Genomic DNA, 15,332 nt, shown 5'->3' on the forward strand with positions numbered 1-15,332 from the left:
GTCCAAAACGGACGGGCGGGACGCCCATCCCACAATAACAATTAAAATTGTAAGTTATTTAATTCGCGATCCTAAGCGGGATTTCACGTTAGTTGTTAGTTGTATTTTCTACCCTTGCTGTTCGGCCGTTAAAAAAGCACATCTTCATCTCCGCAGTGAAAAACCCTCTATTCTTCTCCCCCTCAGACTCTCTCCCCCTCTTCCCCTCTCCCCTTCTCCCCGCGCCCCGGCAATCACGATCTGCTGCAGCTTATCTAGCAGGAGTTGCTGCTTGAGAAGTCGGCGGCGCAATATTAATTAATGGCAAAGTTCCGCCTCCTCCCATTACTGTCGGAAACTGACCGTTCCATTTTTCAATTGCTTGCTGCTGCAAAATTTCGGCTGTTAATGTTTGCCGCTGCAAGCGTTGAGCTTCAGCTTTACCTTTAGCGCGGTTAATTTCAGCTTGAGCATCTTGGGTGGCTTTTTGAACAGTAAATTCTGCTTGTTTAGCTTCTTGTTCGGCTATTTGTTTGGATTCTATGGCTTTGCTAAATTCAGGAGAAAAGCCAAAATTTATTAAGGAAACATCTCTGACAATGACACCGTAAGGTTCCAAACGCTTTTTGAGGCTGTTGTCGATTTCAGTTTTGAGTTCGGTGCGCTTAGTGATAATTTCTTCGGCGGTTTTTTTAGAAGTTGCTGCTTTGAGAACTTCTGAAATTGCCGGACTCAGAATGCTGGTAACAATTTGTTCTTCGTCTCCTATTTGTTGGTAAATTTGATTTACTTTGGCGGGGTCAACATTCCAGTTGACTGCCAAATCTGTCGTAATGCTTTGCAAATCTTTGGATGCTGCATCTGCTTTCAAATCTGTTTTTTGTACCCTCACGCTGAGAGTTTTTACAGAGGTGACGATGGGTAAAATCGGGTGGATGCCTTCATCTAAAATCGCCTCTTGAACTTTCCCGAAGCGCATCATAACGCCGCGTTCCCCTGGGCCGACGATGGCAAAAGGTCTTAAAATTAAGGCGGCGATGATGAAGACGATGCCACCGACGATGTAGAGAGCTAGGTTGTACTGAACACTTTGCATGGTTTTCATATGTTGATTCACCTATGTTGTGTTACTTGATGTTAGTTTTCTATTTGATATTATCTAAGATTATAACTTCAGGTTAATGGTGCAACCACTCATAAATTTATGTATTTTTTTTCATAAAAGTCATATACTTGTCAGGGTCTGGGAACCTCTTAGCTCGATGAGCGGGGATGAACAATGGCACTTGTAGCTGGGTGAGATTATTGATGAATAAATGTTTCAAGGATCTTGACAAATAGAATTTTTTTAGATAAAGCCGAAGTAAATAGATAGCTCGATCGCTCTTTGAGAAGCGATAAAAGGGCGATCGGAAACAGAAAGCTTTCTAGAAAGCTAAAAAATCAGCATCAAAGAGGTACTTTTTGTAAATTTAGAGTAGAAAATTGGAGCAGTGTGCCGATTAAACCTTTGGGGGTTGGTTCCAGCACAAGCGAAAGATAGAATTTGACTCTCCGACCTACAGACTCTATTTGTAGAATTGGCATCGGCCCGCCTAGATCAACCCTCCTGAGTAGAAAAAAGACTCATCGGGCAAGTTGGGAATTTATAGCTACAAACGATAAAAATCCGAGTTTAAAAATGCCCGAAAATAAGTTAAGCTTAGATGAGAACGGTTGAAGAAAAATCAAAATGTTGCAGCGACACCCTTGGCCGCAGACAATTGAAGAGGCGATCGCCATTCAAGAACAGCTTCGGTCAGAGGTAATTACCCAAAATCAACTGGAGACAGTTCGCTACGTCGCAGGCGTAGATGTCGGCTACGACAGTGAAAACGACGTATCGCGGGCCGCTGTAACAGTTCTGAGCTTTCCAGACTTGCAGTTGCAACAGCAAGCTGTGGTTCGCAGTCCTACAACTTTTCCTTATATTCCGGGTTTCCTGTCTTTTCGAGAAGTGCCTGCTGTTCTCGAAGCTTTGGAAAATATCAGTTTGAGGCCAGACTTGATATTGTGCGACGGTCAAGGACTTGCCCATCCCCGCAAATTCGGTCTTGCTTGCCATTTGGGGGTTTTGACAGGGATTCCGACGATCGGAGTTGCCAAAAATCGATTTATGGGAGAACATTCCGAAGTCGGACTCGACCGGGGCAGTTGGCAACCCTTGCTGCTAGAGGGATCGACGGTAGGCGCAGCGCTGAGGACGCAAACAGGGGTAAAGCCGATGTATGTTTCGATAGGTCATAAGGTAAACTTGATAAGTGCGATCGAGTACGTCCTGCGCTGCGCCCCAAAATATCGCTTACCAGAAACAACTCGATCGGCAGACCAACTAACATAGGGATAACAGACCAGCGCGGAATGCCTCAAAAAAAAGTAAAAAGACCAAAAAAGCATCCGTCTTTGGACTTTGAATTTTTGAGGTGGCGCGGCCAGAGTCGAAAAATCCTCTGAGTCTACTGCCAATCAGCTTTCGGTTCCATCCTTCCAGCGAACTAAAGAATGACTATACCTGAGAAAGAGGTATAAAAGTTGGGGGGGTTTATAGAATGATTGAAACACAGTAACCAGCTTAAAAAATTGGCGGCTCTAACTATAGTGCCCGGGCGTGAACTATTTTTAGTTCACAGTTGTAAATTATGCAATATTCATTCTGCGAGTTAAACCAAAAGCTTACATTCGTTTGATGAAGTTTCATAATTTACCGTCGGATATCTCACCACTGACTGGGAGTAACCACAACAGTGGGAGGCGAAGGCGCGATCGAGCTAAAAAATCAGAAACAAACAAGGAGACAGTCATGGCTGAGAAAAGCAAACGCGGATTCGCTTCTATGGATGCAGAAAAACAGCGCGCAATTGCTAGCAAAGGCGGAAAAGCTGCACACGAGAAAGGAACTGCACACGAATTCACCCCTGAAGAAGCCAGACAAGCTGGTCAAAAAGGCGGCGAAGCTGTCAGCAGAAATCGCGAACACATGGCTCAAATTGGTCGCGAAGGCGGTCGGAAAAGCCGCAAAAGCGAAGCTTAAGTCTTTCAAGGCTTGCCCTGTAATGAAAGATTGCACAGTTGCAGCGTGAGAGATAGCACTAGGACAGTAAACGTTTGAGGAGGTGGGGCGATCGAAGTTACCGAGGTAGTTCGATCGCCCAACCTCCAAAATTCGTCACTAGCGCACCAAAGCTTCGCAAAGGTGAAAACCCCCCAGGAATTAGTTTTTAGCAATCGCTGCTCAATCTTTAACAGCAAAATTTTAACAAAGGTGCACTCGGCTCAATAATTTTGCGGGAAACAAAAGCTGGCAAGCGCGAGTCAGTCTCTCAAAAAAAAGCCAATACGAGCACTAAAAGCCCCGAATTCAGGGCTTTTTTGTATAGCTGCACATAATATTTTTAGAAGTGCGATGAGTCGGCGTCATTCGATTTTAGATTTTAGATTTTAGATTTTGGATTGACTTGCGCGAGATTAATTCGGGGGACGCAAGGATTTTAGATTTTAGATTTTGGATTGACTTGCGCGAGATAAATCACGTGGCGGATACCACCTTTGAAATTCGCTTGTCAATAATTATAATTAAGTTTTTTGGTGAGGAACTCCGTCCTCAAAATAAATCAGTTAATATTTTTTTATATTTTTGAGTTAACTATAAAATCATGACAAACCAGCTCACTTTAGTATGGACAGAAGCTGGGGTGCGCCAAACTCAGACAATTGAAAACGGACAGCCGAGCAAAAATCCGGGAACCGTGAGGCTAGGGCGCGATCCGGCGAAGTGCGATATAGTATTTTCGCATCTGAGCGTATCGGGTCTGCACGTTGAAATATTTTTTAATCAGGAATTGCAGGAGTATGCAGTGCGGAATTTGCGCCAAAGCAATCCGCCGCTGGTAGATGGACAAATTCTCGCCCGAGGCGAAGCAAAATTGAACTCGGGAAGCCACATCCATTTAGGCCAAGTGCAAATTGAGGTGGTAAATGTCACGGAGGTGCAGGTAGCCGCGCCCCAGACAGTTTTGCTGTCCGGGCCTCCCGCACCTGGTAACTTTCAGCCGACGGGGCCTTCACAATATGGTTTGCAGTGTCCCAAATGCAGCCGAATTTCGCCTTACGCGCAGTTGAATGCGGGGTGTCCGTGGTGCGGTACTTCTTTGGCGGCGGCGGCGAGTGTGGTTATCTCTCCGTGAAAGTTGGAAAAACTGAGATGTTGCACCATTCTCAAGAACGGGCATCTTGCCCGTTCCACAAAGAGTGAATTTTCTTGTGGAACAGGCCGAAAAGCCTGTTCATAAAAGGCTAATTGACAATGGTGCAAGATTTAAGAAAAAGGGAAAATCACGGTATCCGCTAAACACTCTCAACTTCACAAATCTTTTTTTGCAGGAAGCTCAAAGCCGACGGCTGATGTTTAAAAAATAATCATGAATTCTCAACCCTTGCGCCTGCGACTGACTTGGACAGATACAGCTACGGGGGATTGTCGATCCCCGATACTCGACTTACCCATCGCTTTGGGACGAATTTTTGAAGCTATGCCCGCCACTATCAACGGGAAACGAGTTTCTCGAATTGCCCTCAGCAGCAGTCAAGTTTCTCGCTTTCACGCAGTGATTGGCACAGAAGGTAACAGTATTTTACTTACTGACACGGGCAGCCGCAACGGTACTTTTGTTAACGGCATTCGCCAAACCCGTTGCGTGCTGGCAAACGGGGATATGCTGCAAGTTGGGCCCTACGCGATCGGCATTTCATTTGCTGTTAATTCCCCAGAAACGCCATCGGTCAATTCTCACATTTTCTTTAACCTGCAGACCAATGGGCCAGACCCTGCATTGGGGCCGCAAATAATGTCGCAGGTTTCTCAAACAAGTAGTAAGGGAGAATTTCCGCCGATCGCATTTTTGCACGCTTCTCAAGTGTCAATGCGATCGCTCCAATCTATGGGACTTCCTGTAGCAGAAGTTGATTGGGCGGCCGTTGGCGGCGGTTTGGGCAGCTTTATTTGGGTGGATTTGCTGAGAATTTGCGGTGTGAAAACCGATCGAATTGCAGTTTTGGGCATGGAAAGCCAGCCTTACGCCCGCTACCTGCGTCTGTGCCTGAATTCTCAAATTCCGCTGCGGGAACGGCTGCGATCGAATTCTGACTCTTGTCCAGACAACATTTGGGGGTGGCCTCCCTATGCTTTGCGGGAAGCTTGGCGGGAATTGCACAAAGGGCGTTTGGGAATGTCGCTGAAGTTAATGTGGCAGGTGTTTGCCGAACCGACTTTTGCCGAAACTTATACGCCTCGCGCGGGGAATGTATTTGATTCTATTGACAGGGAAGTCGATCGAATTGGGTGGAATCAGATGTTTCGCTACGGTAGAGTGCGGGGAATTCGCAAAACAGATGACGGCAGGTACGCGATCGCTTATTCTCGATCGAATGCCGATCGTCGCGACCACGCTTTTTTAATCGCCAAATACGTACACTTAGCCACCGGCTATCCCGCCATTCAATTTTTGCCGGATTTGCAAGCTTACCGCGAAAAAACCCAGGATTTTGAGTCGGTTGTCAACGCTTACGAAAGCCACGACGGCGTTTATGAAAAATTGGAAGCCAGCGGCGGCAGCGTGTTAATTAGAGGCCGGGGAATTGTGGCTTCCCGCGTGGTGCAGCGAATTTACGAAGCGCGACAGCGGAACCGCAACATTCAAGTATTGCATTTGATGCGATCGCCCAAACCTCAAGGTAACAAATTTAAACTCGCTGAGCGCCGCGTCGAAAATCACTACGAATTTCAACCTTTCAACTGGCCGAAAGCTTGCTGGGGCGGCGAACTGCGAGTAATTTTGGAAAAAGCGGCCCCGGAATTTCGCCCGCAGTTGCTCACCGACTGGGGCGGAACTACCACTGCCCAGCGCAGCGACTGGCGGCGGATTGTCAAAGAAGGTTTAAGTCAAGGATGGTATCAAATTACCTTCGGCGAAGTCGAGCGAGTTGAGCGCGACAGTCAAAACCGCACGGTGACGTACATTCAGGAGAAGGAACTCAAGGGGCAAATTAAGTTAGAAGCTGATTTTATTATTGACGCTACGGGTTTGGACGCTAAGGTAAAAACCAGTCCCCTGTTAAACGATTTGGTAGTTCAATACAATCTTCCCCTCAACAGTTTGGGGCGGCTGAGTGTTAACAACGATTTTGAAGTTCCCGAATTGCGGAATTCTTCTGCTAGCAACACAGAAGGCCGGGTATACGCAGCCGGCGCGATTACTTTGGGGGGGCCTTACGCGCCGGTAGACAGTTTTTTGGGCTTGCAATACGCCGCCTTGCGTTCCGTTGAAAGTCTGGCCGCCAACCGAGTTGCGGGTGTGCGGAAATTGAGCGTTTGGCGATCGTTCGTGCAGTGGTTGAAGTGGATTTTCAATAAATCTCCCGACTAATTTGAAGGACGAAGTTCGGCAACAAGCCATGTACGGGATTTAATAGATTTAACGGAGACATTGCACCATTTTCAATAGTTTTTTTACGGGCTAGCAGGTTTTTTACGGGCGGGCAAGATGCCCACCCCACAAGAAAACCCACTCTTCGCGGAACGAGCATCTTGCGCGGGCATCCTGCCCACTCCACAAGAAAACTCACTCTCTGTGGAACGAGCATCTTGCGCGGGCATCCTGCCCACTCCACAAGAAAACTCACTCTCTGTGGAACGAGCATCTTGCGCGGGCATCCTGCCCACTCCACAAGAAAACTCACTCTTTGTGGAACAGGCATCTTGCGCGGGCATCCTGCCCACCCCACAAGAAAAGTCACTCTTTGTGGAACAGGCATCTTGCCTGTTCTTAAAAATGGTAAAAGATATCATATTTAACTTATTAAAACGGACTTCGCCTTCAACCTAAAATCCCAAATCCAAAATCCCAAATCGCACAACTTTCCCATTCAATCTAAAATCCCAAATCCAAAATCCCAAATCGAACAACCTTCCCATTCAATCTAAAATCTAAAATCTAAAATCTAAAATCGCATGACTCCCACCTTATTCGGCCGCTGGCAAACTCGGTTACTGCTATTTGCAACCGCAGGCATTTTAGTAACGCTGCCCTTTTTTCTGGGTTTAATTACCTCCCAATCAGGCTCAATCTTTTTCTGGATTTTAGGGTATGTAGCGATTTTTGGCATCGGCTGGGATGCTTTATATATATACATCCAGCAGTTCCGCTGGGATCGAGATTGGCCCGGTGTATTTCAAGTGCTCGCTGGGATTTGGGAGGCACTTTTTGTGTTATTTTTAATCAAAGTTATCGGTTTGCCGGGAATACCTGCACAAGATTTTGACTTGGGAGCTTTTGCTTTGCATTACAGTTTACTGTGGCTGGCTATTTATCTGGCGTCGCAAACACTGATGCGGATTTTCTTTCCCTACTGGCGTTTCCGAGGCGGTCAATGGTTGTAAAAATATTGTGTGATTTTTGTGATGCCTGTAGGGGCGGGTTTTACAAATAATAATCGCCTCAAATTAATAATCTCATAAACCCGCCCCGGTCAATTACCAATTACCAATTCCCAATTCCCAATTCCCCATGCCCAATTCCCAATTCCCCATCCCCTGTATTTTCTCATTTTTTTCGGGTTCAGGCTTGCTCGATCTGGGTTTTGAGTCGATCGGCTTTAATATAGCGTATGTCAATGAAATTTTCCCACCTTTCATGCAAGCATACCGCTATTCTCGGCAGTGCCTGAATTTGCCGCTACCAGAATACGGATATTGCGAAGGAGAGGAAGCAGATGTAACTCGACTTGTAGGGGGAGAACCAGCTTTTCGCCTGCGGGAATTGATGCAGGATGCCCGCAAGCATCACGATATTGTGGGATTTATCGCCGGCCCGCCTTGTCCTGACTTTTCTATTGGCGGCAAAAACCGGGGTGGGGAAGGAGATAAAGGTCAACTTTCAGCTTCATACATTGAATTGATTTGCCAGCAGCAGCCAGATTTCTTTTTATTTGAAAATGTCAAAGGTTTGTGGAGAACAAAAAAACATAAAGCTTTTTACGACGCACTCAAAAATCAGTTGTCTGAGTCGGGATACGTTTTTACCGAACGTTTAATTAATGCGATAGAATACGGGGTTCCGCAAGATAGGGATAGAATTATTTTGATAGGACTTAGAAAAAATCTTGTCAAAAATCTGGGCATTTCCCTAGAGGAAAAAAGCCAAATGTTATCCGAAAATTTATTTCCTTGGCAAAGTCAGATATTATATCCCAAATCAGAAATTTTTTCTCATCCTTGGCCGGATAGAACTGCCTTTGCAGGTGATGGTTTCGTGCCTTGTCCCGATGGTATTCCTAAAGAGTTAACCGTTGAGTTTTGGTTCCAAAAAAATGACGTTCTCAACCATCCCAATGCCAAACACTATTTTCAACCCAAAGCAGGCATTAAGCGGTTTGCTTCGGTTGATGAAGGAGATGATTCAAAAAAATCTTTCAAGCGATTGCACCGGTGGCGTTATTCGCCGACAGCTTGTTACGGCAATAACGAAGTTCACTTGCACCCTTACAAACTTCGCCGGCTTTCTGTTGCAGAAACACTGGCTATTCAGTCACTGCCAAAAGATTTTGCACTGCCGGCTAAGATGACGTTGACTAATATGTTTAAAACAGTTGGCAATGGAGTCCCTTATTTGGCTGCACAAGGTATTGCCAAAACAATTTTAGAGTTTTTACAGAGAAAATAAATAGATAAATAGGCGCAAATAAACCTTAGCATCAGGACTTTCGCCGTGGTGCGTAAGGGCGAGTATTTTTTGAATTCAAACTGTGGATTTTTAATATTCACGCACCGCCCCAACTAGATTTTGGTGCGTGACGCGCGGTTTAAGATTGATTGTCAGTGGCGGAAGTTAATCGCCGCGCCTCACACACCCTACAGATTTGTGAAAGTGGTTTTTTTAAGAGGCAAGATTGTATGCCTTTGCAAACTATCTTCAAAGGCATTTGCGTTTATCTGCGTTTATCTGCGGTTTCCCCTATCCATCAAAGATTTATGCAATAAGTCTAATAAACAGGAGAGGGTGCTGAGAAAGAGAAAAGACGGATAAAAATAAAAGTTCACAAAGGGTTTAGATTTGTTATATAATACTTGGTTGAGGTTGAAAACCTATATTTTTTATTTGCCTGCAATTCGCCATGACCGTTAAACCCCGCCGCTATCACATCACTACTTTCGGATGCCAGATGAATAAAGCCGACTCGGAACGGATGGCCGGCATTCTGGAAAATATGGGCTTTGAGTTCTCGGAAGACCCGAATGAAGCTAGCTTGATACTCTACAATACTTGCACGATTCGCGACAATGCCGAACAAAGAGTTTATTCTAACCTCGGAAGGCAAGCTCATCGCAAGCGCCAAGAACCGGGTTTAACTTTAGTTGTAGCTGGATGCGTGGCGCAGCAGGAAGGTGAAGCGCTGCTGCGGAGAGTGCCGGAATTAGACTTAGTAATGGGGCCGCAACACGCTAACCGACTTGAAGATTTGCTGGAACAAGTTTTTGAGGGCAATCAGGTTGTGGCGACTGAAGCTGTTGAGATTATGGAGGATATTACTAAGCCGCGCCGCGACAGCAAGGTGACTGCTTGGGTGAATGTAATTTACGGCTGCAATGAACGCTGCACTTATTGTGTTGTCCCGAATGTTCGCGGCGTTGAACAGTCGCGAATGCCGGAGGCTATTCGCGCGGAAATGGAGGATTTGGGCCGTCAAGGTTACAAGGAAGTAACTTTATTGGGGCAAAATATTGATGCTTATGGGCGCGATTTGCCTGGGACAAAACCGGACGGCAGCAACCAGCATACTTTGACGCATTTGCTTTATTTTGTGCAGGATGTGCCTGGGATCGATCGCCTCAGATTTGCTACTAGCCACCCGCGCTATTTTACGGAGAGATTAATTAAGGCTTGTGCTGAATTACCGCAGGTTTGCGAACATTTTCACATTCCTTTTCAGTCGGGAGATAATGAGATTTTGAAGGCGATGTCGCGCGGTTATACTCAGGAGAAATACCGCCGGATTATTGATACAATTCGCCGTTATATGCCGGATGCTTCGATTACTGCGGATGCGATTGTGGGTTTTCCTGGGGAGACGGAAGCGCAGTTTGAGAAGACTTTGAAGTTAATCGAAGATGTTGGTTTCGATTTGGTGAATACTGCGGCTTATTCGCCGCGCCCGGGAACGCCGGCGGCTTTGTGGGAAAATCAGTTGAGTGAGGATGTGAAGGCCGATCGCCTGCAACGAATCAATCACGTAGTGACAACAACGGCGATGGAACGATCGCAGCGCTATTTCGGACGCACTGAAGAGGTTTTGGTTGAAGTCCAGAATCTCAAAGATCCAACTCAGGTGATGGGGCGGACTCGCGGCAATCGCCTCACATTTTTTAAGGGCGATATTGCTGAATTGGCGGGTAAAATTGTGCGGGTTAAAATTACCGATATTCGTGCTTTTAGTTTGACGGGGGAAATGCTTTAAATAGCACCGGAATGAGATAGGGGACGGCTTACTGGTGAACTTTTCTAAGAAGATGTAATTTTTTTTACCGCAGAGATCGCAGAGATCGCAGAGGAAGAGTGGGAGGGAGGAGATAAGTAGTTTTAAGGCGGTTCGTTTCTGCGTTGGCTGCGCTAACTGCGTGTATATTTGTCGAAAAGTCCTAGGAGTAGTGAAAAATGACAATGATGCGGATCGGGCTATTGTTCGGGGGGCGATCGGGCGAACACGAAGTCTCTATTAGTTCGGCGCGCGCGATCGCCCGTGCCCTCGCTGCTGAGGAAAATGCCTCTAAATACGAAGTTCTGCCCTTTTACATCCAAAAAAACGGCCGCTGGCTGTCGGGAACATTACCTCAAGAAGTCTTAGCCACCGGAAAACCTCTGGAAATAGAGGAACAAACAGCAGAAGATGATTCTTCCGCTGGACAGTTTCCTAATTTTAATGCCGTAGATGTTTGGTTCCCTGTTTTGCACGGCCCAAACGGTGAAGACGGCACTGTGCAAGGGTTGCTGAAATTATTGCAAGTTCCTTTTGTCGGTTCGGGGGTTTTAGGTTCGGCGCTGGGAATGGATAAAATTGCGATGAAAATGGCTTTTGCTCAAGCTGGTTTGCCGCAGGTAAAATACATCGCTGTCAACCGTTCCGAAATCTGGTCTAATCCTTGCGTTTTCCCCAAACTGTGCGACAAAATTGAAGCGAGTTTGGGCTATCCTTGCTTTGTTAAACCAGCGAATTTGGGTTCGTCTGTGGGAATTTCTAAAGCTCGATCGCGCGCTGAGTTAGAAGCAGCCCTCGACAGCGCCGCTAGCTACGACAGGCGGATAATTGTCGAAGCGGGTGTGGTTGCTAGAGAATTAGAATGTGCAGTTTTAGGTAACGATAATCCCCAAGCTTCAACGGTGGGAGAAATTTCTTTTCAAAGCGATTTCTACGACTACGAAACTAAATATACCCAGGGACAAGCCGACTGCTCAATCCCGGCAAAAGTCAGCGGTGCGATCGTCTCGCAAATCCAAGAAATGGCAGTGCAAGCATTTTTGGCTGTAGACGCTGCAGGTTTAGCGCGAGTAGACTTTTTCTACATTGAATCAACCGGAGAAGTTTTGATTAATGAAATCAACACTTTTCCTGGCTTTACAGCTACCAGTATGTATCCGCAAATGTGGGCAGCGGACGGCATTTCTTTCCCTGAATTAGTAGACCGTTTAATTCAATTAGCTCTCGAAAGGCACGGGGAAAAAGGTTGAATTGCGATTTGCAAACCGCTGCCCGGTCAACTGAAAATAAATTATTTTCGCAGGTAATATATCCATACTAGCGGAAACGATATAACATAGTTGTGGCAGGCTCTGCCTGCCAGCAACCCAATTTCCGCTGCGGGTCGAGCAACTGGAAATTTTCAGCAGTCGGGTATAAATAAATACACTATAAAATGGTTGAGAAAGAAGGGCGAATAGCAGCGCCAATCTCACATCTTGCATCTCAAATTTTAACTCGGTTAACTTAGATGAGACGTTTCACTCAACTGCAGCAGTGGTGGACTTACGGACTGGTATTTCCCCTAGCGGTACTCAACTGCTGGTTAGCCCTCCTAGTCTTTGAATATTTTCGCGCCCTGATTACAGTTTTGGTAGTGGCTACAGTGCTGTCTTTTTTGCTAGATTATCCCGTGCGCTTTCTGTACAGATACGGCTTAAAGCGCGATCGAGCAGTTTTATCGGTATTGTTTTTGACTTTACTGGTATTGGTGGTTTTAGCTATCACTCTGGCTCCCATTCTGCTAAACCAAATCACTGAACTCGCCACCCGACTGCCGACTTGGATAGTTTCTGGCACAGAACAAATTGAAGCATTCCACAATTGGGCGGAAAATCGCAATCTCCGCATTGATGTTAGCGGTTTGACTACCCAATTGAGCGATCGACTTTCATTTCAATTGCAGTCTCTCACTGGCGAAATTCTCAGATTTGGTTTGGGTGCTGCAGACAGTCTGTTGAATTTCCTCCTCACAATAGTCGTGACATTCTACTTGCTCTTGCACGGCGATCGCGTATGGGAAGGCTTGTTTAAATGGTTTCCCTCCAAGCTGAGCCTTCAATTGCGAGAGTTGCTGGCGCGAAGCTTCCACAACTACTTCGTCGGGCAAGCAACTTTGGCGGGTTTGATGGGACTGTCGATGACTGTTGCTTTCTTAATTTTGCGAGTTCCCTTCGGACTGCTATTCGGTTTGGGTGTGGGTGTAATGACCATAATTCCCTTCGGGGCACCTTTCAGTATTTGCATTGTCAGTTTGCTAATCACATTAAACAACTTTTGGCTCGGAGTCACAGTTTTGGCTGTCGCTACAGTAATTCAGCAAATAATTGAAAGTGGCGTTGCTCCTCGGTTATTAGGCGGTTTTATCGGTCTCAATCCTGTGTGGATTTTAGTGGCGCTGCTGGTGGGGGTTAAGGTGGCGGGAATAGCAGGTTTATTAGTTGCTGTGCCGATGGCTGGTTTTATTAAGAATACTGTTGATGTTTTGGAAACTTCGAGGAAAAAGTCGAGGGAAATCGATTCGGTTAGTTCCATTGAACCTATGGAGCAATAAAATTCCTCCCTAGGTTCAAATTTTTGATTTGAAGAGAGTTTTTGCAGGCTATTTTGACTTAGGTTTAGTTGGTACTTGAGCTTGAGGCTTTACAGGTTTTTTAATTCCTGCTTCAGGGTGAGGCTTTCCGGTGCTTTAGCTGCTACCCTTCATGGATGCAGGCGGGGTCAAAAACTCCGTTTCTACGTTAACCTCGATGGCTCACAACGAATATTTTGCGTAGAAACCTGGTTTTTTTGAGTGCACGATTGTTGTTGACTTCGGATATCAATCCTGTCAGAAACCTCAGCCTAAAGGCGTGAGGCTTGAAAGAGAAATCTAACAGGCCATTCTGACCAGACTAAGCTTTAAATAGCTACGTTATTTAGGTCACGACACCCTGGGATGCGAAGCTAGTCCCTTGCTCTGTCGCTAGTGGTTAAACAGTCTTAAGGTCACTGAGACAGTGCTGCTAGCCTAACAAGCCTTTATAACTTTGTCGAAGCTAACTTTACCCCAGAAATGGGAGTTTGGGGCAACCATTCCCGAAAAATCGGAGAGGTTGCATTAAATTCCCTCTCCGACCCCGAAAGGGGATTTAATTCAATGTAAAGCCGTCCTATAAGGACGGGGCTTCAGACCCAGTTTTTTGGTGAAAATTTCGCGGGAAATGCGGAATATGCGAGCTGGCTACCGTAGTTTGTATTATCGCACTCAGACAGCAATTAGCCAGTGCCGACCCAGTTCGATCGCACTCAAAAGCTGGAATCCACAAACAATCTGCCTGCGACAGTCCGGTTTCTACCCCAGCTTGTAGGGTAAACCCCACCAGTCAAGCAGAACTCATAAATGCTTGAATTAAAATTAAAGAACCTTTAGTTGTAATTTAATTACAGTAGGTGCTAAAAATGCAAAATCCTAATTATAACTCTCCCTCTAACTCCCACCAACTCAATACTATGTCAACTAAAAATATGCCTGCTACAACTGTGCGTTCTCGCCGTTCTTCTTTGCCGAAAAAACTGGCTTTTTTATCCCTCATTTTGCTCGGTTCCACCGCCACTGTTGGGTGTAACGCCTTAACTTCTAAAGTTCCTGGAAGTTCTAACGCCATTCAAGCTGAACCTTCAACTACAGCGCCAATCTCAGCATTGCCTGCCAATATATTGCCTTCTCAAGACTCTAATTTTGTCACTAAAGTTGTGCAGGAAGTCGGCCCGGCAGTGGTGCGGATCAATTCGTCTCGCACGGTGACGAACCAAGTTCCAGATGAAATCCCCGAACAATTCCGCCGCTTCTTCGGTTCAGAATCTCCCATTCAACCGGGAAATCGGGTAGAAAGGGGCTCTGGTTCGGGTTTTGTTTTCGGTTCTGACGGCCGCATTTTGACTAACGCTCACGTCGTTAACGGGGCGGATACGGTGACGGTAAAACTGAAGGATGGCCGCGAATTTGTCGGCAAAGTTTTAGGCGTAGATACAGTTACTGATGTGGCTGTTGTTAAAATAGAAGCTAATAATTTGCCTGTGGTGAGTTTGGGCAAATCTGAAGAGTTACAGCCGGGAGAATGGGCGATCGCGATCGGCAATCCCCTCGGTTTGGACAATACTGTGACTGTGGGAATTATTAGCGCTACAGGTCGTTCTAGCGCCGATGTCGGTGTTCCCGACAAACGTGTTAGTTTTATTCAAACCGACGCTGCGATCAATCCCGGCAATTCTGGTGGGCCGCTGCTGAACCAGCGCGGTCAAGTTATCGGCATGAATACGGCGATTATTCAAGGCGCTCAAGGATTGGGTTTTGCTATTCCGATCGATCGAGCACAACAAATTGCCAACCAATTAGTAACAGCAGGAAAAGCCGAACATCCTTATCTCGGCGTTCGGATGTTGAGCATTACTCCCGAAATCAAGAGAGAATTTAATAACAATCCCAACACCAAATTGAGGCTGACTGAAGATAAAGGCGTGTTAGTTTTGGGAGTTGCGAAAAATTCTCCGGCGGCACAAGCTGGAGTTCGCCTTGCCGACGTGATCAAGAAAATCAACGGTACAGAAGTAACTGATGCTGGCAGCGTACAGCAAATTGTCGAGAAAAGTACAGTCGGCAGCGATCTGCAGCTTGAATTGAGCCGCGGCGGACAACCTGTTACTGTGGCGGTGAAAGCGGGTGCTTTTCCAGCGGATCAGCAGCGGTAGAATTGTTGATTGCAACT

Annotated in this window: 12 protein-coding genes; 11 read left to right on the forward strand and 1 reads right to left on the reverse strand. The window is 46.2% G+C overall.

Annotation, left to right across the window (positions count from 1 at the left end; translation table 11 throughout):
* Nucleotides 1-250: 250 nt before the first annotated feature.
* A complete protein-coding gene (locus QUA50_RS17400; RefSeq protein WP_333263711.1) occupies nucleotides 251-1,075 on the reverse strand; it encodes a prohibitin family protein in 825 nt (274 codons plus the stop codon).
* A gap of 636 nt (nucleotides 1,076-1,711) precedes the next feature.
* Here QUA50_RS17400 and nfi point away from each other — a divergent pair.
* From nfi to QUA50_RS17455, 11 genes are all read left to right on the forward strand, one after another.
* Nucleotides 1,712-2,359: a deoxyribonuclease V gene (nfi, locus tag QUA50_RS17405; protein ID WP_333263708.1), complete on the forward strand. Its 648-nt coding sequence runs from the start codon at nucleotides 1,712-1,714 to the stop codon at nucleotides 2,357-2,359.
* A 459-nt stretch (nucleotides 2,360-2,818) separates the two neighbouring features.
* Nucleotides 2,819-3,049 (forward strand): KGG domain-containing protein, encoded by a 231-nt coding sequence (locus QUA50_RS17410; RefSeq protein WP_006631632.1) that lies wholly within the window; start codon nucleotides 2,819-2,821, stop codon nucleotides 3,047-3,049.
* Nucleotides 3,050-3,671: 622 nt separating this feature from the next.
* Nucleotides 3,672-4,202, forward strand: coding sequence for an FHA domain-containing protein (locus QUA50_RS17415; RefSeq protein ID WP_333263705.1), 531 nt, complete (start codon nucleotides 3,672-3,674; stop codon nucleotides 4,200-4,202).
* Between the two features lie 234 nt (nucleotides 4,203-4,436).
* Entirely contained in the window at nucleotides 4,437-6,440 is a 2,004-nt protein-coding gene (locus tag QUA50_RS17420) for an FHA domain-containing protein (protein WP_333263703.1), read from the forward strand.
* Nucleotides 6,441-6,557: 117 nt separating this feature from the next.
* Nucleotides 6,558-6,899 (forward strand): hypothetical protein, encoded by a 342-nt coding sequence (locus tag QUA50_RS17425; RefSeq protein WP_333263700.1) that lies wholly within the window; start codon nucleotides 6,558-6,560, stop codon nucleotides 6,897-6,899.
* Nucleotides 6,900-7,024: 125 nt separating this feature from the next.
* Nucleotides 7,025-7,453: a hypothetical protein gene (locus tag QUA50_RS17430; protein WP_333263698.1), complete on the forward strand. Its 429-nt coding sequence runs from the start codon at nucleotides 7,025-7,027 to the stop codon at nucleotides 7,451-7,453.
* Nucleotides 7,454-7,580: 127 nt separating this feature from the next.
* Complete coding sequence (locus QUA50_RS17435) at nucleotides 7,581-8,735, forward strand: DNA cytosine methyltransferase (protein ID WP_333263695.1); 1,155 nt, start codon at nucleotides 7,581-7,583, stop codon at nucleotides 8,733-8,735.
* Between the two features lie 451 nt (nucleotides 8,736-9,186).
* Nucleotides 9,187-10,527 carry a tRNA (N6-isopentenyl adenosine(37)-C2)-methylthiotransferase MiaB gene (gene miaB, locus QUA50_RS17440; RefSeq protein ID WP_333263692.1) on the forward strand — a complete coding sequence of 447 codons (1,341 nt, stop codon included), beginning with the start codon at nucleotides 9,187-9,189 and terminating at the stop codon, nucleotides 10,525-10,527.
* A gap of 197 nt (nucleotides 10,528-10,724) precedes the next feature.
* The gene (locus QUA50_RS17445; RefSeq protein ID WP_333263689.1) at nucleotides 10,725-11,795 is read left to right on the forward strand and encodes a D-alanine--D-alanine ligase family protein; all 1,071 of its coding nucleotides are present in this window, start codon (nucleotides 10,725-10,727) and stop codon (nucleotides 11,793-11,795) included.
* A 260-nt stretch (nucleotides 11,796-12,055) separates the two neighbouring features.
* On the forward strand, nucleotides 12,056-13,138 hold the full coding sequence (locus tag QUA50_RS17450; RefSeq protein ID WP_333263686.1) for an AI-2E family transporter: 1,083 nt from the start codon (nucleotides 12,056-12,058) through the stop codon (nucleotides 13,136-13,138).
* Between the two features lie 887 nt (nucleotides 13,139-14,025).
* The gene (locus QUA50_RS17455; RefSeq protein ID WP_333263683.1) at nucleotides 14,026-15,315 is read left to right on the forward strand and encodes an HhoA/HhoB/HtrA family serine endopeptidase; all 1,290 of its coding nucleotides are present in this window, start codon (nucleotides 14,026-14,028) and stop codon (nucleotides 15,313-15,315) included.
* Nucleotides 15,316-15,332 lie beyond the last annotated feature (17 nt).

Source organism: Microcoleus sp. M2_D5 (assembly GCF_036701935.1).
In the GTDB taxonomy this organism is placed as follows: Bacteria; Cyanobacteriota; Cyanobacteriia; order Cyanobacteriales; family Microcoleaceae; genus Microcoleus.